Source organism: Ferrimonas sp. YIN67 (assembly GCF_057219095.1).
In genome coordinates this window covers 125,389-144,442 of the sequence record NZ_JBXVVJ010000009.1, presented here as the reverse complement: position 1 = coordinate 144,442, position 19,054 = coordinate 125,389, and the positions used below count along the sequence as shown (strand labels likewise).

At 57.3% G+C, this 19,054-nt stretch carries 17 protein-coding genes; 5 read left to right on the top strand and 12 right to left on the bottom strand.

What is annotated here, in order from left to right; translation table 11 throughout:
* Positions 1-42: 42 nt before the first annotated feature.
* From AC2D8U_RS17535 to AC2D8U_RS17510, 6 genes are all read right to left on the bottom strand, one after another.
* On the bottom strand, positions 43-1,341 hold the full coding sequence (locus AC2D8U_RS17535) for an efflux RND transporter periplasmic adaptor subunit (RefSeq protein WP_484620368.1): 1,299 nt from the start codon (positions 1,339-1,341) through the stop codon (positions 43-45).
* 18 nt (positions 1,342-1,359) lie between these two features.
* On the bottom strand, positions 1,360-2,622 hold the full coding sequence (locus AC2D8U_RS17530; RefSeq protein ID WP_484620367.1) for a TolC family protein: 1,263 nt from the start codon (positions 2,620-2,622) through the stop codon (positions 1,360-1,362).
* 74 nt (positions 2,623-2,696) lie between these two features.
* Positions 2,697-3,050: a hypothetical protein gene (locus AC2D8U_RS17525; RefSeq protein WP_484620366.1), complete on the bottom strand. Its 354-nt coding sequence runs from the start codon at positions 3,048-3,050 to the stop codon at positions 2,697-2,699.
* 176 nt (positions 3,051-3,226) lie between these two features.
* Positions 3,227-4,252 carry an L-threonine 3-dehydrogenase gene (gene tdh, locus AC2D8U_RS17520; RefSeq protein WP_484620365.1) on the bottom strand — a complete coding sequence of 342 codons (1,026 nt, stop codon included), beginning with the start codon at positions 4,250-4,252 and terminating at the stop codon, positions 3,227-3,229.
* A gap of 10 nt (positions 4,253-4,262) precedes the next feature.
* Positions 4,263-5,459 carry a glycine C-acetyltransferase gene (locus AC2D8U_RS17515; protein ID WP_484620364.1) on the bottom strand — a complete coding sequence of 399 codons (1,197 nt, stop codon included), beginning with the start codon at positions 5,457-5,459 and terminating at the stop codon, positions 4,263-4,265.
* A 133-nt stretch (positions 5,460-5,592) separates the two neighbouring features.
* Positions 5,593-6,231 (bottom strand): TetR/AcrR family transcriptional regulator, encoded by a 639-nt coding sequence (locus AC2D8U_RS17510; protein WP_484620363.1) that lies wholly within the window; start codon positions 6,229-6,231, stop codon positions 5,593-5,595.
* A gap of 138 nt (positions 6,232-6,369) precedes the next feature.
* Between AC2D8U_RS17510 and waaA the strand changes: the two genes are divergently transcribed.
* Positions 6,370-7,650 (top strand): lipid IV(A) 3-deoxy-D-manno-octulosonic acid transferase, encoded by a 1,281-nt coding sequence (gene waaA / locus AC2D8U_RS17505; RefSeq protein ID WP_484620362.1) that lies wholly within the window; start codon positions 6,370-6,372, stop codon positions 7,648-7,650.
* Positions 7,651-7,820: 170 nt separating this feature from the next.
* Here the strand turns inward: waaA and AC2D8U_RS17500 are convergent, their stop codons facing one another.
* Positions 7,821-8,540, bottom strand: a complete 720-nt coding sequence (locus AC2D8U_RS17500) for a 3-deoxy-D-manno-octulosonic acid kinase (RefSeq protein ID WP_484620361.1) — start codon at positions 8,538-8,540, stop codon at positions 7,821-7,823.
* A 79-nt stretch (positions 8,541-8,619) separates the two neighbouring features.
* Between AC2D8U_RS17500 and AC2D8U_RS17495 the strand changes: the two genes are divergently transcribed.
* The 4 genes from AC2D8U_RS17495 (at position 8,620) to AC2D8U_RS17480 (ending at position 13,246) form a co-directional block, all read left to right on the top strand.
* The gene (locus tag AC2D8U_RS17495; protein ID WP_484620360.1) at positions 8,620-9,675 is read left to right on the top strand and encodes a glycosyltransferase family 9 protein; all 1,056 of its coding nucleotides are present in this window, start codon (positions 8,620-8,622) and stop codon (positions 9,673-9,675) included.
* 99 nt (positions 9,676-9,774) lie between these two features.
* Positions 9,775-11,115, top strand: coding sequence for a UDP-glucose dehydrogenase family protein (locus tag AC2D8U_RS17490; protein ID WP_484620359.1), 1,341 nt, complete (start codon positions 9,775-9,777; stop codon positions 11,113-11,115).
* 2 nt (positions 11,116-11,117) lie between these two features.
* Positions 11,118-12,125 (top strand): NAD-dependent epimerase, encoded by a 1,008-nt coding sequence (locus AC2D8U_RS17485; protein WP_484620358.1) that lies wholly within the window; start codon positions 11,118-11,120, stop codon positions 12,123-12,125.
* Positions 12,126-12,172: 47 nt separating this feature from the next.
* On the top strand, positions 12,173-13,246 hold the full coding sequence (locus AC2D8U_RS17480; protein WP_484620357.1) for a glycosyltransferase family 4 protein: 1,074 nt from the start codon (positions 12,173-12,175) through the stop codon (positions 13,244-13,246).
* Positions 13,247-13,326: 80 nt separating this feature from the next.
* Here AC2D8U_RS17480 and AC2D8U_RS17475 read toward each other — a convergent pair whose 3' ends face one another.
* From AC2D8U_RS17475 to AC2D8U_RS17455, 5 genes are all read right to left on the bottom strand, one after another.
* Positions 13,327-14,121, bottom strand: a complete 795-nt coding sequence (locus tag AC2D8U_RS17475) for a glycosyltransferase family 2 protein (protein ID WP_484620356.1) — start codon at positions 14,119-14,121, stop codon at positions 13,327-13,329.
* A gap of 3 nt (positions 14,122-14,124) precedes the next feature.
* A complete protein-coding gene (locus AC2D8U_RS17470) occupies positions 14,125-15,144 on the bottom strand; it encodes a CDP-glycerol glycerophosphotransferase family protein (RefSeq protein WP_484620355.1) in 1,020 nt (339 codons plus the stop codon).
* 30 nt (positions 15,145-15,174) lie between these two features.
* Entirely contained in the window at positions 15,175-16,137 is a 963-nt protein-coding gene (locus AC2D8U_RS17465; RefSeq protein WP_484620354.1) for a galactosyltransferase-related protein, read from the bottom strand.
* Between the two features lie 349 nt (positions 16,138-16,486).
* Positions 16,487-17,503 carry an acyltransferase family protein gene (locus AC2D8U_RS17460; RefSeq protein WP_484620353.1) on the bottom strand — a complete coding sequence of 339 codons (1,017 nt, stop codon included), beginning with the start codon at positions 17,501-17,503 and terminating at the stop codon, positions 16,487-16,489.
* Between the two features lie 459 nt (positions 17,504-17,962).
* Positions 17,963-18,997 (bottom strand): glycosyltransferase family 52, encoded by a 1,035-nt coding sequence (locus AC2D8U_RS17455; RefSeq protein ID WP_484620439.1) that lies wholly within the window; start codon positions 18,995-18,997, stop codon positions 17,963-17,965.
* Between the last annotated feature and the right edge of the window lie 57 nt (positions 18,998-19,054).

Here is a 19,054-nt window from a genome sequence, read left to right as displayed (position 1 = left end):
CTCTTTAAAAACCGTTAATCCGTCTAACATGGTCGGTCCGCCTTAGTGATCGTGCGGATCAAAGCCCGCCTTCATCAGTTCGGAATTGAGGAAGAAGGCGCCGCGCACCACCACCTGCTGGCCGGCTGTCAGACCCGCGATCAGGTTCTGACCGCGTTGGCTCTGCAACACCTCGACTTCGACCATCTCAAACCGATCGGCATCGTCCTGAGCCAGGGTAAACACCGCCCAGTCGCCATCCGGCCCACGCACCAGGGCGCTGTCCGGCAGCACCACTCCCTGATAGGCGCTCTGCACCAAGTAGGCACTGGCGAACTCACCAACGTGCAGCTGGTGCTGCGCGTTGTCGATCTGCAAGCGCACGGATTCGGTCCGTGTCTGTGGATCCATTCGGTGCTCTCGGCCGATCACTTTCGCGTTATGACGCAGGCCCCCGGCCTCCACCACCAGGGTGTCGCCCAGCGCGACGCTGTCCACCAGGCTGGGCGGCACCTTGGCCTCGACCCACAGCTGGGACTCGTCGGCCAACTGCATCAGCGGCGTGTTGGCGTCGATGTTCAATCCCAAGATCAGATCGTCCTGCTGGACAATGCCGCCGATGGGCGCTTGATAGACGAAGTTGCCCAACTCGGTTTTGGGATCGTTCAGGGCGGCGATCTGGGCCTCGGTCATGCCGATGGCGATCAGATCCAGTTTGCGGGTCTGCACATCGATGCGGGCCTGCTGGAAGCGACTGCCGGAGACCGCCTGGCGGCCCAGCTCGGAGACCCGCTGCCACTCCGCCACGGCCAGCAGGTAATCGCCCTGCAGCCGGGCGATCTCACTGGAGAGCAGAGTAAACAGCGGCTGGCCGGCGGTGACGGTGGCACCGGCGTTGACGTGGCGCGCGCTGACGCGAACGGTGATCGGCAAGGAGATCTGCTGAGTCAGGGCCGGGTTGGCGACGATCTGGGCCGGGGCGCGACCATCGAAGCGGAACTCGCTGACGACCACACGATCCAGGGCGATCCCCGCCAGGGCGCGCTGCTCGGCGTCAAAGCGCAACTCTGGCTCCGCCTCTTCGTCGTCATGGCCGTGGCCCCCGTGCGGATCGGCATCGTCATGTGCTTCGTCGCCATGCTCATCATCGCCGTCGCGGTGATCATCGTGCGCATCATGACGCTCGATCTCTTGCTCATGCTCATGCTCATGCTCATGCTCGGCATGGCCCTCGAGGGTGGACTCGCTCACCACCGCCGCAGTGGCTGGGTGGTCGTGGCCGTCGCTGGCCAGCAGGGGGGTAGCCGTAAACGACAGAGTCAGCAACGCCGCCGCGAACGGGGAGAATTTCAGGGTATTCATGGTTTGTTCCTCAAGACGTTAACGGGCTTGGCGTTGTTGCAGCCAAAGCTCCAGATCACCGCGGCTGGCCATCAGCGCCAGCCAGGTGCGGGCGCGCTCGGCGCGCAACTGCGCACCACTGGCCCAGGTGTCGGTCAGCTGTTGCTGGGATTGCAGATAGTCGGTGGTGGTGATCTCACCGCCCCGCCACTGCCGCTCCAGCAGTGTCTGACTGTCCTGCAGTGGGCCATCGGCCAACCCATGCCACTGGGCTACGCTGTCGCTGTACAACGCCAGTTGCTGGCGCAGGGCATCGAGCTCAATGTCCAGATCGCGCTGCTGACGGAGGAACTCCTGCTCGGCGATGATGATCCCCTGATTGGCCTGGGCGATCTCACCGCTGAAGCGGTTACGGATGTTAAGGGGGATGGCTACACCGACACTGAGGCTTTGATCCTTGCCGTCACTCCTGGCGCCGACACTGAAGGTGGGATCGGCCTTGGCCTGGCCCTGGCTCAAACTGAATTCGGCACGAGCCGCCTTCACCGCCTGATAGGCCGGTTGCAGGGCAGGTAAGCGGGTACGGTCGACCGGGGTCGGCGCAGGCAGTGCGCCCAACGCCAGAGATCGCGCCCGGGCCAAAGACAACAGGGGCTCGCCCCCCAAGCGACTCAGCGCCGCCTCGGCTTCGATCAACGCCCGCTGGCTGTCGCTGCGCGACGCCGCCAGACGGGCCAATTCCAACTGCAGCAACTGACGATCCAGCGGGGCGATCTCCCCCACCTTCACCATCTGCTGCGCCAGACTCATCATGACTTCGGTGCGCTGCTGCGTCTGCTCTGTGTAGGTATCGGTCTGGCGCGCCAGATCCAGATCCACCCAGGCGGTCAACAGGGCCGCCAGCTGGTCATTGCGCAGCAGGGCGTATTCGGCCAGCGCCTGCTGCGCCTGCAGTTGCGCCAGACGGGTTTGCAGACCGCGCTTATCGCCCCGGTCATAGCCCTGGCTGAGTGACAGGCTGTACTCGATCTCATCTTCACCGCCGAAATTCTCGGCTTCCAGGCCCAGCTCCGGGTTGTAGAGGGCCTGATCGGCGGTCTCCACCGCCAGTTGTTGTTGCCTGAGGCGCGCCGCCTCGGTTTGGATCTGTGGCAGTCGTTCAAGCTGGGTCAATATCGACTCGCTCAATGCACTACTGCGCAGATCCGCCGCCGCATTCTCGGCGGCAAGACTGACTGGCGAAAGGCAAACGCCCAGCGCCAGTGGCAGTGCCCAATAACGGGCACGGGAAATAATTTTCATGGATCTATCCTGCGAAAAGGAAAATCAGGCCAACGCCTTTGAACAAAAGCGGGCCCAGTTTGGCTTTAGCAAGATCAGGCTATGGGAGGGGGGGAAGCGGAGGTTAAAGCGGGCGGCAGGTAGCCATGGCTTGTCGTGGCAACCCACTCAGCCCGTGGCACGATTGGCATCGCCGACTCGACGACGATGGCGGTCGGGGCACTGTGGCAGCCACATTGAGTACACAGCTCCATCTTGGAGGCGTCACTGTGGCTCGCCTGGCTGGGCTCATCGTAAGATTGCGCCAGTCCATCCAGCTTAATGTGCTGGTGTGCTTCGGGGGCATGAGAGTCATCGGCGGGCGCCAGGTGCCATTGATGCCCCCCTAGACCGGCCATGGCGGTCTGGGCGAACAACATCAAGATCAAGGCGGCGATCGTCTGGCGCATGACACTCACAAAGTAAAAGGACTGAAAGTAAGAGGGAGGTAATCACTGAGAGTTCCCTAAGCCGTAAACTTTTACACAGGAACCACATTCAGAACAAGGCGGAAGGCGCACGAACCCACTTACCGGATACAACAACGCCCTCCCGAAGGAAGGCGTTGATATCACAGCAATGGCGCTTAATCCCAGTTGAGGATCACCTTGCCGGACTGACCGGATCCCATCACCTCGAAGCCCTTCTGGAACTCATCGATGGGGAACTGGTGGGTGATGATCGGGCTGATATCCAAACCGGACTGCAGCAAGCTGGCCATCTTGTACCAGGTCTCGAACATCTCCCGGCCGTAGATCCCTTTGATCACCAAGCCTTTGAAGATCACCTGATCCCAGTCAATACCCATGTCACCCGGTGGAATACCCAGCAGGGCGATCTTACCGCCATGGTTCATCGCTTCGAGCATGCCGCTGAAGGCCGAAGGCACACCGGACATCTCCAGGCCCACATCAAAGCCCTCGGTCATGCCCAGATCGGCCATCACATGCTGCAACTCCTCCTTGGCCACGTTGACGGTACGGGTCGCACCCATCTTGGCCGCCAGCTCCAGGCGGTATTCGTTGACGTCGGTGATCACCACATGACGGGCGCCCACGTGCTTGGCCACGGCCGCAGCCATGATGCCGATGGGACCAGCCCCTGTGATCAGGACATCTTCACCCACCAGATCAAAGCTCAGGGCGGTGTGTACCGCGTTGCCCAGCGGGTCGAACACCGAGGCCAGTTCATCGCTGATGTCATCGGGGATCTTGAAGGCGTTGAAGGCCGGCAGCACCAGGTACTCGGCAAAGGAGCCCTGACGGTTGACGCCAATGCCCGTGGTGTTGCGGCACAGGTGAGTACGGCCACCACGGCAGTTGCGGCAATGGCCACACACCAGATGGCCCTCGCCGGAGACGCGATCGCCGATCTCGAAGCCTTTCACTTCCTGACCAACCTTAACCACTTCGCCCACATACTCGTGGCCCACGACCATGGGCACCGGAATGGTCTTTTGCGACCACTCGTCCCAGTTGTAGATGTGCATGTCGGTGCCGCAGATCGCGGTCTTGCGGATCTTGATCAGGATGTCGTTGTGGCCGATCTCTGGCTTCGGTGCATCCACCATCCAGATCCCTTTTTCCGGGTGCAGCTTGGAAAGAGCTTTCATGGTGGCTTCCTCAGATGATCTTCAGTTCTTTACCGATGCGGATAAAGGCTTCGATCGCCTTATCCATCTGCGCATCAGTATGGGCGGCGGACATCTGGGTGCGAATGCGGGCCTGACCCTTGGGCACCACGGGGAAGGAGAAGCCCACGACATAAATGCCTTCCGCCAGCAGGCGGTCGGCAAACTCGGCGGCCAGCGCCGCATCGCCGATCATCACCGGGATGATGGCGTGCTCGGCACCGGCCAGGGTGAAGCCCGCCGCGCCCATTTCTCGGCGGAAGCGCTCGGCATTCGCGTACAGACGGGCACGCAGCGCAGCGCCATCCGCCATCATGTCGATCACTCGAATGGAGGCGGAAACAATGGCCGGAGCCAGGGAGTTGGAAAACAGGTAGGGACGGGAGCGCTGACGCAGCCAGTCGATCACCTCTTTCTTACCGGAAGTGAAACCGCCGGACGCACCGCCCAAAGCCTTACCCAGGGTGCCGGTGATGATGTCGACCCGATCCATCACACCACAGTGCTCATGGGTACCACGACCACCTTCACCGACGAATCCTACGGCGTGGGAGTCATCCACCATCACCAGGGCGCCATATTGGTCCGCCAGATCGCACACGGCTTCCAGGTTGGCGATCACGCCGTCCATGGAGAACACACCGTCGGTGGCGATCATGATGTTGCGAGCACCGGCTTCCTTTGCCGCCTTCAGGCAGTTTTCCAGTTCGACCATATTGTTGTTGGCGTAGCGGAAACGCTTGGCCTTACACAGACGCACGCCGTCGATGATGGAGGCGTGGTTCAGCGCATCGGAGATGATGGCATCTTCCGCTGTCAGCAGGGTCTCGAACAGACCGGCGTTGGCGTCGAAGCAGGAGGAGTAGAGGATGGTGTCTTCCATGCCCAAGAACTCGGACAGCTTCTGCTCCAAAGTCTTGTGGATGTCCTGGGTACCGCAGATAAAGCGCACCGAGGCCATACCAAAGCCGTGATCATCCAGGCCAGCTTTCGCCGCTTTGATCAGCTCAGGGTGGTTGGCCAGACCCAGGTAGTTGTTGGCACAGAAGTTCACCACCTGATCGCCGCTGGCAACGGTGATGGCGGTTTGTTGGGCGGTGGTGATCACGCGCTCGCTTTTGTACAAGCCGTCCGCTTTGACCTGATCGATCTGATCACGGATCTGCTGATAGAAGGCAGAGGTAGACATGTTTTCTCCTGGAACACCGGGATCGGTGGAATAATATTGCCCATCATTCTAACGCTGGCCAAAGTAAGTTTCAGCTCAGTTGAAGCAAACCAATCATAGTGGCTGTAAATCGATCAGAATAAGGACTTTGACACTAAAGCGCTGGCTGTGCGAGGGCACGGTAGTGGGCCACCAAGGCCTCGAATTCGGCTCTTGACTCGGCACTCACATAACCATGAAACAGGGCCAGCACCTGCAGTACTCCCTGGTACACCATGGTCTCGGTGATGGGAGACTCCAGATGTTGAGTGTAGAGGTGACTGATCCAATGGGTCACCACCAGCTTGATCCCCTCGGCAAAGGACTCGAGGTACGCCTCTTCCATCGTCAGCACCCCCTGCTGCTTGAGCAACTTAAGGGTGGTGATCGCATCCGCCAACACCTTGTGATGGGCTGCCAGGTATCGTTTGTGCAACTCAGGATCCCTTGAGAGGATGTCCGACAGGCTGGCGTAGAGGAAACGGAAGCGCCACATCCCCTGGAACATGCTGTCCAGATAGCGCTGCATCAGGCTGGATGGGTTGTCGTCGTGCGGCGTAAAGCCCTCGGCCAGGTACTGTTCGTACTCGGCAAAAATGGCACGAATGATCTGTTCTTTATTGCGAAAATGGTAATACAGGTTACCCGGGCTCATCCCCAGATGCGCCGCGATATGGTTGGTGGTGGTGGCGCGTTCGCCATGTTCGTTGAACAAGGCACAGCTGGCCTCGATAATGCGTTGCTTGGTCTTCACGTGAGTCCCACCATGGGTAATGTGCCGATGATGTCCGGAGTTTGTACAGATGTGCGCTAGGTTAGCATCGCCCTCCCGCCATTTGAAAGCCTAGGCGCCCTTCCCTATCATCAGGCCAACTTTGTTCGGAACGCCATTATGAATCGCTTAATTTACAGCCTGATCCTGACCCTCCTGCTGCCGCTGGTACTGCTCTACCTACTCTGGCGTAGCCGCAAAGAGCCAGCCTATCGGCAGCGCCTCGGCGAACGCCTGACCCGGGTGCTGCCTCGCCAAGGCGGTGGGATCCTGGTGCACTGCGCCTCCATGGGGGAGACCCTGGCCGCCCTGCCCCTGATCCGGGCCCTGCAGGAGCGCTACCCGAACAAGCCCCTGACCATCACCTCCACCACCCCAACGGGCTCGGCCCAGGTTCAACAACAGTTCGGCGATAGCGTCCAGCACTGCTACCTGCCACTGGATCTGCCCGCCCCCTGCCGGCGCTTCATCCAGGCACTCCAGCCCGAACTGGTGGTCATGGTGGAAACCGAGCTGTGGCCCAACCTGATCCATGCCGCCAAGGCCCAAGGCGCGCGCGTGATGATCACCAATGCCCGCCTGTCGGCCCGCTCGGCAAAGGGCTACGCCCGTTTTCCCGCTTTGGTGGGCCCCATGCTGGCTCAGATCGATGGCGTAGCGATGCAAAACGAAGTGGATGGCGAACGCCTGGTGTCACTGGGACTGGATCCGGCCAAGCTGACGGTATGCGGCAGCCTCAAGTTCGATCTGGCCGCCAAGCCCGATCTGGCCTCAGGAGCGATGCGGCGGGAACGACTCGGCAATCGCAGCGTCTGGTGTGCCGGTTCGACCCATCCCGGTGAATTTGAGCAGGCTCTGGAGGCACACCGCCAGCTGCTGTCGATGCATCCGGATCTGCTGCTGATCCTGGTGCCCCGTCATCCGCAACAGTTTGAGCCAGCCTTCACCCTCAGCCAGCAAAGCGGATTTGCCACCGCCCGGCGCAGTGAAGGGGACAGGGTCGATCCCAAGGTTCAGGTACTGATCGGCGATACCATGGGGGAGCTGCTGTCACTCTATGGCCTGGCGGATGCCTGTTTCGTCGGTGGCAGCCTGATCGAGCGCGGCGGCCACAATCCGCTGGAGCCGGCAGCACTGGCCAAGCCGGTGCTGATGGGACCGCACTACTTCAACTTCGCCGAGATCGGCAAAACCCTCACCCTGGCCAACGCCATGAAGGTGATCAACAACGGCGATGAACTGGCGGACCAACTGGAGCACCTGCTCTCCCTGCCTGCCCAGGCTCAGGCCATGGGTAAGCTGGGGCGACGAGTGGTGGAGATCAATCGTGGCGCCACCCAGCGCCAACTGGCGGTCGCGGAAGCACTGCTCGATAACAAGCGACGGGAAGCTGAGGGTTGATCAGTCTGGCGGTGACACAAGCGCTGTTCGATAACGAACGACGGGAAGCTGAGGGTTGATCAGTCTCGTCAGCTTACGCGGCTGCGCCGCTAAGCTAACCTACGAAGCGGCTCCTGCTCTTTCCTAGAACCTAGCAGGGCGAAGCCCGCCCGGAAACCTGGGCCCCCGGCTCAGGCTGCCGTGTACCCCTCAATCAGCGCAGGCCAGTCCCGCTCCGGCACCCAATGCAACTCCTCAACCCGGCCCAGCTCCTTGTGCAGGGAGCGCTTGAGCCGTTCCATATTGGCCTTCATCCACCCCTTGTGAGGGCGACGTCGCTCTCCCCGGTCGAAATCGATCAGGTAATACTCGCCACCACTTTGCAGGATATTGCGCGCATTCAGATCCGCGTGGTAGATCCCGGCATCATGGAAGCGGGCGATCATTGCCCCCACCTTGCGCCACTCCCGCTTACCCAAAGGTCCCTGCTGCAACGCGCCCACCAGATCCCGGCTGTCCGGCAGCTTCATGGTGATCAGATCGGCCCGGTAACGACCAAACAGCCGAGTCAAACGGGCGGCTACCGGCTGGGCAACCGGCAAACCCTGCTGCCACATCCACTCCATCAGGGCCATCTCCCGGTAGGGCCGGCTACGCTCCACGCCCGTGTAGAGGAAGGTGTCATTTAGCAGCTTGGCCGGCAAACCACCGCGCCAGTAATGACGCAGCACACACTCCCCCTCTTGCAGGGCAAAAAACCAGGCCGGATTACGACCGGAAGCATCGGAGCTGCCGGTCAGCCAGCCCTGTTGCTTCAACCATTGGGGGTCAAAACACTGGGGAGAAAAGTCGGTACTGGCGATGTGATTGGCCAAAAACAGGGTGTGCGGAGCTTGCTGTAGGGTTTTCATCGTTAAGGGGATCCTTGGTTGAACTCGCTATTTTATTTACAATCCGCAATCCAGAGCAAACTCAGGTAGTCCCACACCCATGTCCAAACACAGCGCCCTGCTTCACGCCCCCAGCTCCATCTGTATTCTGCGGCTGTCCGCCATCGGCGATGTCTGCCATGCGGTGGCCATGGTGCAGGCGATCCAGCGGCGCCACCCCCAGGCGGCCATCACCTGGATTGTGGGTAAGGTGGAAGCCATGCTGCTCAAAGATCTTCCCGGGGTCGAGTTTGTGATCTTCGATAAAGGCCTCGGCAACAAAGCCTATGGCGATCTCTGGCAGCGCCTAAAGGGGCGCCAGTTCGACGTACTGCTGCATATGCAGGTCGCCCTGCGAGCCAATATCGCCAGCCTCGGGATCAAGGCCAAGGTGAAAGTGGGCTTTGACAAGGCCCGCTGCAAAGAGGGTCACAGCCTGGTGACCAACCATCGCATCGCCGCCCAAACTGCCCCACACGTCCTCGACGGCTTTATGGCCTTCGCCAAGGAGCTGGACGTCCGTGATCTCCAGCCCAGCTGGCAGATCCCGGTGAGCGACGCCGACTGCGCATTTGCCGCCGAGCAGATCCCCGACGAACAACGCACCCTGGTGATCTGTCCCGCCGCCAGTAAGGCCGAGCGCAACTGGCTGCCCGAGCGCTACGCCGCCGTGGCCGATGCGGCCGCCGAGCAGGGACTTAAGATCCTGGTCTGTGGTGGCCCGACTGAGATGGAGCGAGAGCTGGCCGACGCCATCCAGTCCCACACACAAACCAAGCTGACCAACCTGGTGGGCCAAACCAGCCTCAAGCAACTGCTGGCTCTGCTCGGCCGCGCCACCCTGGTGCTGGCACCCGATACCGGTCCGGCTCATATGGCCACGACCCAGGGTACCCCGGTCATCGGCCTGTACGCCCACTCCAACCCTGGGCGTACCGGCCCCTACCTCTCCCAGCAGTACGTCGCCTCCACCTATCGCCAACACGTTGAAGCCCAACAGGGCAAGCCCCTCAAGCGGATCCCCTGGGGGACCCGGGCCAAGGGCAGCGAGCTGATGCGCAGCATCGAAGTCGCTCCTGTGCTGATGATCCTCAACACCCTGCTGGCCCGCCTCTAAGGGCTTTCCCTCTTAACTCCAGGTAGGCAAATAGCGCCTATGCTGATACAGGCTGGCACCTTAGGTGCCAGCCTGTATCGTTTGGGAAAGGGGAAAAGCATGAAAGTCACCGTCTTTGGGGTGGGTTATGTCGGCCTGGTGCAGGCCGCCGTCATGGCAGAGTTTGGCCACAGCGTCTGTTGTGTCGACGTCGATCAGGCCAAGATGGAACGACTGCAGCGGGGGGAGATCCCCATTTTTGAACCGGGACTGGAGTCCATGGTTCGCCACAACCATCAGGCGGGAAGGCTGCAATTTACCACCGATCCCAAGGCGGGGACGGATCACGGCGAGGTGATCTTCATCGCCGTGGGCACCCCGCCGGATGAGGATGGCAGCGCCGATCTCAAGTACGTGCTGGCCGTAGCCACCACCATCGCCGAGCATATGACCGCCCCCCGGGTGGTGGTCAACAAGTCGACAGTCCCGGTCGGCACCGCCGACAAAGTAAAGGCCAGGATCGCTGAGGTATTGGCCCAACGCGGCGCCGAGATCCCCTTTCAGGTGGTATCCAACCCAGAGTTCCTCAAAGAGGGCGCCGCCGTTGCCGACTGCATGCGCCCGGACCGCATCGTGATCGGCAGTGACGACGCCGAGGCCATCGCCATCATGCAGGAGCTGTACGAACCCTTTAACCGCCAGCAGGATCGCACCGTGGTGATGGATGTGCGCAGCGCCGAACTGACCAAATATGCCGCCAACTGCATGCTGGCCACCAAGATCTCCTTTATGAACGAAATGGCCAACCTGGCGGAGAAGCTGGGAGCCGACATCGAGTCGGTACGCCGCGGGATTGGCTCGGATCCCCGCATCGGTTACCACTTTATCTATCCCGGCTGCGGCTACGGCGGCTCCTGTTTTCCCAAGGATGTTCAGGCGTTGATCCGCACCGCCGATGGCATTGAGCAGGATGCCGCCATCCTCAAGGCCGTGGAATGGGTCAATCAGCAACAGAAAAATGTGCTGTTTCGCAACCTGCAGCGCCACTTCGGCGGTGATCTGGCCGGCAAGACCATCGCCCTCTGGGGCCTGGCCTTCAAGCCCAATACCGACGACATGCGTGAAGCCCCCAGCCGTGTGTTGATGGAAGCCCTATGGCAGGCCGGGGCACGGGTAAGGGCCTACGATCCCGAAGCGATGGAGGAGACCCAGAGGATCTACGGCCACCGGGACGGACTCATGTTACTGGGCACCAAGGAAGCTGCCCTGCACCGCAGCGATGCCCTGGTGGTGTGCACCGAATGGCAAGCTTTTCGCGCGCCGGACTTTGATCTGATCAAGCAAGAGTTGACGCACCCGGTAATAATCGACGGCAGAAACCTGTACGATCCGCTGCGGATGGCCAGGAAGGGCTTTCACTATTACGGCATTGGACGCGGCCAGAGCATACAAAGGGAGTAAGCATGAAGATCCTTGTCACCGGCGCCGCCGGCTTTATCGGCTTTTTTGTCAGTCAGCGCCTGTTGGCGGAGGGCCACCAGGTGGTGGGCCTGGATAACCTCAATGACTACTACGACGTCAGCCTCAAACAGGCGCGCCTGGATCATCTGATCGCCAACCCGGCATTTTGCTTTATCGAACGGGATCTGGCCGACCGCCCCGCCATGGCCGAGCTGTTTGAACAGCACCAGTTTGACCGGGTGGTCCATCTCGCCGCTCAGGCCGGAGTGCGTTACTCCATCGATAACCCCATGGCCTACGTCGACAGCAACCTGGCCGGGATGATGACCATCCTGGAAGGCTGCCGCCACAGAAAGGTGCCCCACCTGGTGTACGCCAGCTCCTCCTCCGTCTACGGCATGAACGAGAAGGTGCCCTTTAGCGAGGCCGATGCGGTGGATCACCCCATCAGCCTCTATGCGGCCACCAAGAAATCCAACGAGCTGATGGCCCACACCTACAGCCACCTGTACGGTCTGCCGGTGACCGGTCTGCGCTTCTTTACCGTATACGGCCCTTGGGGCCGCCCCGACATGGCGGTATTCAAATTCACCCAGAAGATCCTCGCCGGTGAGCCCATCGACGTGTACAACCACGGCAAACTGAGCCGTGACTTCACCTACATCGACGACATCGTCGAGGGGGTGGTGCGGGTAATGGATGCCGTGCCCAAGGCCGATCCCGACTGCCGCTGCGAGCGCCCGGACCAATCCAAGGCGCCCTACGCCCTGTTCAACATCGGCAACCATCAGCCAGTAGAGCTGCTGACCTTTATCCAGACCCTGGAGCAGGCCCTTGGCGTCAAAGCCAAGCTGAATCTGATGCCGATGCAGCCTGGCGATGTGTACACCACCTACGCCGATACCGAGCAGTTGCAACAGGCCGTTGGCTTCAGCCCGGACACCTCACTGAGCGAGGGGCTCAAGCGCTTTGCCGACTGGTACCGTGAGTTTTACCGCAGCAACGCATAACAGTATTTGGGCCAAGCACCCATTACGCCGAATACCGAAAAGCCATCATGAATATTCTTGTATTTACTCGAACCAATACCTCGATGAACGCCCTGCGCCCCGAGGCCGAAATGTTCATCAACTTCGTCAAAATGGGGCATAACGTCACCGTTTTTACGCAAAAAGAGACAGATTACGCCAAACGTTTCGAGGCGTGCGGCCTCAAGGTCGTTGATTGCTATCCCAAACGCAAAGTCTGCCTGGATACCATTCGAGAGCTGCGGGCCGAGTTGCGCCGACAGAAGTACGACGTCATCTATGCGACCAACTCCAAGACCATCCCCAATGCAGCGTTTGCCGCCATCGGCTTTGATGTGAAGGTGGTCAGCTACCGGGGGACCACAGGCGGGATCTATCGACACGATCCCTCCGCCTACCTCACGCAGCTGCATCCCAGGTTGGATGGCACGGTCTGCGTCTCCGAAGAGGTCCGCCAGGACGTCCTGAAGCGGGTCTGGAAAAACCAGGACAAGATCGTCGCCATCCATAAGGGTCATGAGCTGAGCTGGTATCAGAAGCAACCGGCCGATCTCACCGAATTTGGCATCACCAAGGACGACTTTGTGCTGATCTGCGCCGTCAACGCGCGCCCGAGCAAAGGGATCCCCGTGATGATCGAGGCCGCACAGAGCCTGGCCGATCTGCCCAATCTCCACCTGCTGCTGGTGGGCAACAACATGGAGCAGTATCGCCCCCTGATAGAGCAAAATGCCATGAAGGAGCGGATCCATATCACGGGTTACCGCAATGATGCACCTGAGCTGATTGTCGCCAGCGATCTGCTGGTACAGCCCTCCATCAGCGGCGAAGGGCTGCCTCGAGCCGTGATGGAAGCGATGAGCTATGGCATTCCACCGATCATCACCACCACAGGCGGCGGCAAGGAGATCGTGATCGACGGCCAGACCGGCTACGTGGTCCCCACCCACGACGCCGCCGCCATCGAAGACAGGGTCCGGACACTCTACCGGGATCCCGCCCTGTTAAAGAGCATGTCCGAGCATTGCAAGGCCAGGATCGGGAATGAATTTTCCTGTGAAACCTCGACCCGGAAGTACCTGGAATACTTCGCGTCGCTCTAACGGCCCTACCGAAACAAAAAAGAGGAACTCAAGACTGAGCTCCTCTTTTTCATTGCCAAATGTGCTGAAACGGTGATCCGCTACTGCCTGTTGGCGCGCTTATTCAGCTTTTCCTGACGTGTCAAAGTCCACAAACCCGCATACTTGGTAAAGTTGTTCTGGGCATACCCTACCGCGATTAGAAAGCCCACCGGGCCATCGAGGAAACCTCGGCGTACCACATAGACATGGAAGAAGGTCCAGAAGGATCTCAACAGGGCCAGCAGCAAGCTGTGACAGCGCTTGCCCTTCTGGAAATACTTCTGGCTACCCAGCCAGGCATACTCCATGTTTTTGTGCATGGCGTGGCCATAGTTACGATGGGTAAAGTGCAGCAGGCGTCCCTTCAGGGTGATGGTTTCCCCCTGGGCATGCAGAATGGTTTCATGCACCTCAGCCTCGGTAAAACTGGCCCCCTCGCGCCATACCATGCGCAGCGGCGCCCGCGCACTGCGGCCATAATCCAGACGTTTACCGTAGACGGTCACCGCCCAGGGCATCTTCACCGCCACCACGTCACCGCGCTCCCGGTTAAGCAGGTCCCGCACCGAGTCCTGCAACTCAGGATCCAGGGCTTCATCGGCATCGATGGCCAGCACCCAGTCTCCTGTAGCCTGTGCTAAAGCGCGCTGCTTCTGCTTACCAAAGCCCGGCCAGTCGGTCTGCCACACCTTATCGGTGTAACGGCGCACGATATCGAGTGTGCCGTCGGTGCTGCCGCTGTCAAAGACGATGATCTCATCGGCCAGATCCTTCACGGACTCGAGGCAACGCTCGATCCGATCCTCTTCATTCATCGTGATGATGGTGACCGACAGGCGGTACGCTTTATCCATGATTCACCAAAATTTGTAGTAGTTAAGCTGACGACGCATCTTCCAGTTTCGCCAGAAATTCGCCGGCTTCCTGTCTTTCCAGCCCGCGGCCAGCATCGCTTCTACGGCGGTCAGCACCCGCTGGGCCGAGCCCCCATTGAGATAGGGGGTGATGCTTCGGCCATAGTTGGCGATCGCGAGATCCCGTGCGGCGTCGGCTATCAGTGCTCGCTCAATGGCCGGCGCCAACTGGGCTGGCTCACTGATGTCGATCATACAGGCTTGGGGATCCCGGTTTCTGAAGGTCACCACAGGCTTTTGCAACAATAAAAACTCCTGCAATATCGAGGAGTTGTCACAGACCATCAGATCGGCACGATGCAGCAACTCCACCACCTTGTCGGTGCCATGGAACTCCACATTGTCCCCGGCCAACGCTCGATACTTTGCCACCGTCTCCGCCGCCATTTTCGGGTGCAGGGTGATCAACCAATGCCAGCGGTCATCAGCACTGAGGCGGCGGATCTCGTCATGCAGGGCCTCGGCACTGGAGAGCTTGGGGCTGAAAGTTGAGGCATAGAGGATGGTCGGGCGAGACACCGAGTTGGTTTCAGCCACAGGGTTCAGCAGAGCATCCAGCTTGATCCAGCCCGTCTCCACCACTTTAAAATAGCCCCGCTTTGCGGCCAGAGGCGCCAGCATGCCGGTACGTCCGGGCCCCTCGGTGCAATAGAGATCAAACAGCCCCCGCTCCGGGTACTGGTTGCCCCGCTTATCCTCATTGAGCCCGTGGAAAACCTGAACCTTAAGGCCAGGCAGGAATCCTGGGATCCGATCCCCCGGCGCAAAGACGGCATCGGGATGATAGCGCACCGCTTCACCCACCCCGGACAGGGCACATTCATCCTCCGCCAGCAGGGTGGGATCGATCTCATTGCCGATCAGCAACCACCGAACCTCATGGCCCTGGGCCAGGGCCTCACGCTGCAACGGTCGTAAAATGGCAAAGGAGTAGTCTTGTTCAACGTAAAACAGCAGTTTCACCGCGACGCTCCGACAAACTCAAGGGCTGGCTTACAGCTCAACTTTGACATGGACATACCCCTCTTTGGGCTCCTTCGAAACCAGGGTGTATTCGAGATCGCTAAGCCCTTCGGCACTGGCGGGTACCAATCCGCGAGAGACGATGTCCTGATACTGGCGGTTCTTCTCAATCATTTTCTTTGCCAGTTTCTTATCCGTTTTCACCCCGGAGTTGGAGACCACGGTAAAGCGATCGCTGGAGTCATCCATCTCCTGAAACTCGCCTTTAAGATCGACCACGGGACACAGACCCGCCTCCAGAATTCGGGTCCGCAGGTTGTCATCCTCCTGCCCCCAGTGCCAGAAACGATTGCTCAGGCCATTAATCGTCTCGAAATCTGCCTTGGAGATGCTGACCACGCCCCCCATGTAGACGGAAGCTAAGCACCGCTGTGAACCGTCTTTGGCAAAGACCTGCGACGCCAGTCGCAAGGGAGAGGATGGGCAGGCGTAGCTCACATCCCGAGGGATCATATCGACATCATGGAAGCAGAAGTAGTCGAACTTATCCCAGGCCAGGTGCGCCCCAACGTTCAACAGCTTCGCCCGGTTAAAGGGCTTGCTGTCGACCTGATCGACCACGAAGATCTCAAAATCGATCCCCTGAGCTTCGATGGTACGGCGCAGATCCGGCAGCAGGTGTGCCAGGTGCACATCCCGGTTACGAAAAGGGATGATCAGGGCCAGGCGCTTATCACTGCGCAGAGAGAAGTTTTCCGGAATGATCCGCTTGGCACGAATGCGCTCATAGGCGGGCTGGATCATCTTGGCCCGTTCGAGGGACATAAACTGGTATCGGCCAGCATGGATAACCGATAGCGCTTGAGCATCTTGTTCAACAATTCGTTTAACCGGACTCATCTTCAGCAGAGATGACTTAACCATCTGGCCAAGCGCATAGCGTGCTGCCATGCGCTTGACCAGACCCAGCTTCAAATGACGTGACTTGGCCATTCGCCCAAACCTCGTGTCAACCGTATCGCTCGCTTCAGGGGTGACTGCGTGTTTCACTCCACTCTCCTCATTATAAACAACCGCTGTCATCCGCTTCAGCCTATCCCCATGCCGCTCTCCAGCATGAGCCTCTCGTCCTGATCTTATATGGGTGTCGATGAGCGCGCGATGCGCCTCAAAATGGCCGACGAGTGTAACAGTTTTCACTCAATTCGACCTACGCGGATGACAGATTTTAAGGAAGCGCTCGCATCATTCCCTGATACCTTTGGGCTTACGTCTGACCCTTCGGTAACGCTTCGCGATGACTTGGGCTCACCCTGAGTACCCCGCCGCTTATGAGGGAAGGCTAGCCACCAATGATCTCGCGGCTGCGAGGCCCCAGCCATCGCTTCAAGGCGACCACAAGACCCAGGGTTGTTAATAGCACCAGAGATGCATAGATGCTTGATGCCAGCAAACTGCTATCGAACCAGCGACCCATTCCGGATCTCAATCCCCACTTACCGAAAGCAAACAAGACGTAGCCATGGAGGAAAAACATGGGAAAAGAGATCGCCGCGATCCAGGACAAAGTCGGCCACTCCCTGTGTTCGAACCAATCGACAAAGGCCATGGCGAGCAGGATTATCGACATCTTCTGGATCAGCATCATGTCGATCCCATTAAAACCAATCCCATCCTTAGCATAGCTTCCAGAGATCTGGTCAATGTAAGTATGAATATAGAGCGCCGTGAAGATAATACTGACAAACAGCCACCAGTACCTTCGCAGCCCGACAAATTCCTTCTTGTGTTTGGCGGCAAAAATACCAAACCAAAACAAAGGAAGATAATACAGCACGTTCTGCATTACATTGGCAACAGCCAGAGGACGATGGAGCACTGACGAAATAATAAATCCAAGCACCAACATAATGCCTTGCGTGCGGATTGATTGGCGTCCGAACCAGATATGGAGGGGGGCAATTAGGAAGATGACCACGATAAATGGGATATACCAATAAGCCGTCATATGACGACCACTCAAAAGACCAGTAACCAGCCCCTCCATGCGGCCAACATCACCAAAAGCTGCAGGAAAACTTCCTTTGACCACCATATAGATCAATACAAAGGTCGAACAGATCAAATATGGCTTAATAACAAACCGATACTTTCTAAGTATGAACTTATGATAGGAGAAATTCTCTTTCATCAACCACTGAAACAAGAAACCACTGATAAAAACAAAATAGGTAGTCCCCCCAGTTATAATATTAAAGAATAGAGTATTCTCGTGGCGAAATTCACCAATTGTGCTATGTCCTATGACAATAAACAATATAGCAATTCCACGGAAATAATCGAAAGACCTCAAAAACACGTAAGTTTAAACCTCAATGACAAACAGGACACATATTTAAAATTATACACTTAGCTAGCCAAACAACGCTGATGACGTAGACTGGACACATCAAAAACAAATCTACTGCAATCCACAAACAAAACGTCAGAGAAGAACATCAAAAAACCATAACAACCCCGCCAGCAGTTAGCCCCCATCCTTTACAGAACCTTCGATAACTCTTGAAAAATACTAATTTGAATGAGTTATTTTCCGACTATCGACCAAGTCCAAAACTACATCAGTAACAAAATAGTCGGCAACATACACCATTTATGGATAAGAAAAAAGTAACGCCAGTTCAATATGAGAGCACCGCGAGAGGTAATATCCTGCCTTTACCACAAATCAAGACTTCACGATATACTCTACTGTTTTGACCTAGTATGCCATTAGAGAAGTCCTTTCAATAGCTAGGCGAGATTACAGTAACTTGTCTTAAACCAGGGAAAAACTAATACTAAGCTCAATATCCACCTCTAATTGATCAGGTTTTCTCAACCAATCTTGAACGCTCTTTTTATAGAGCTCTCCCTTGGTCAAAGATATGCGTTCACATAAATGTTCAAATCCCATCCCGCTAGAGGAAACTATCGAAACAAGTTTGATTTTGTCAGGCTGAGAAAGTATGAACACTTCTATAGGAAGCTTTGAAGGTAACAAAGTAACGACACTCTCTAGACTTTGATAATCCTTGATATTCTCTCGGGGATGGGCTTTAACCTCTACCTGAAAACCCATACTTAGAAGTTTTTCACATATTCTTCGATACAAGCTAACTTTAAGTTCTTTTGTACACCCATCTAAATCATCGATCGGCTGTGTCAGCAGAATGACTCGATTCTGACTGAATTCAGAAATCATATCGTCTTGAACCTTGAACACTCTCTTCAGCCACTCTGCATCCTCCAAACTGTGCAAAAAAGTCAACTTGGTTGCCTTATCTCGGACTGAAATATGTACATTTCCTGGATTTAGCACATGAACTTGGCTACATCGCCTTGTATCACCAAACGCACAACAAGGAGATTTACCTGTAACTCGCCGAGAAATTCTTTTTAGTGTCTTGATTTTTATTTCCACATAGTTTCCCACACCATCTTCCATCACTTGGTAATAAGGAAACAGCGTCAAGAACATCCTTGACACCCTGTTAAAATCATTGAACAGAAACAACTCTGAGCACTTTCTATCTCTAAGAATGCTAGCCAAATGTGAGCATTCCCCGGAGACAATAGAGATGAAATATTTTCTCTGCCAGCCTGTACTTGGTAGGGGGGAAGAGCTAAACCATCGAAACAACTTACCAGAAAGCTTGTTTTTTATGTTTCTAACCAATGAATGACGAGAGACTTGATGATAGAAAATGTTGTCTGGTAACTGAGATGTATCGATTACTCCATAGAACAACTCTTCCTGATCATAAAGACCGACTATATGAGAATCTACAGTTGGCCTAGCCCTAGCTCTCATAAGAGCAAAGAGTAAGTGGCGAACTGTCAAACAAATATAGATTTCACGACATTTCAT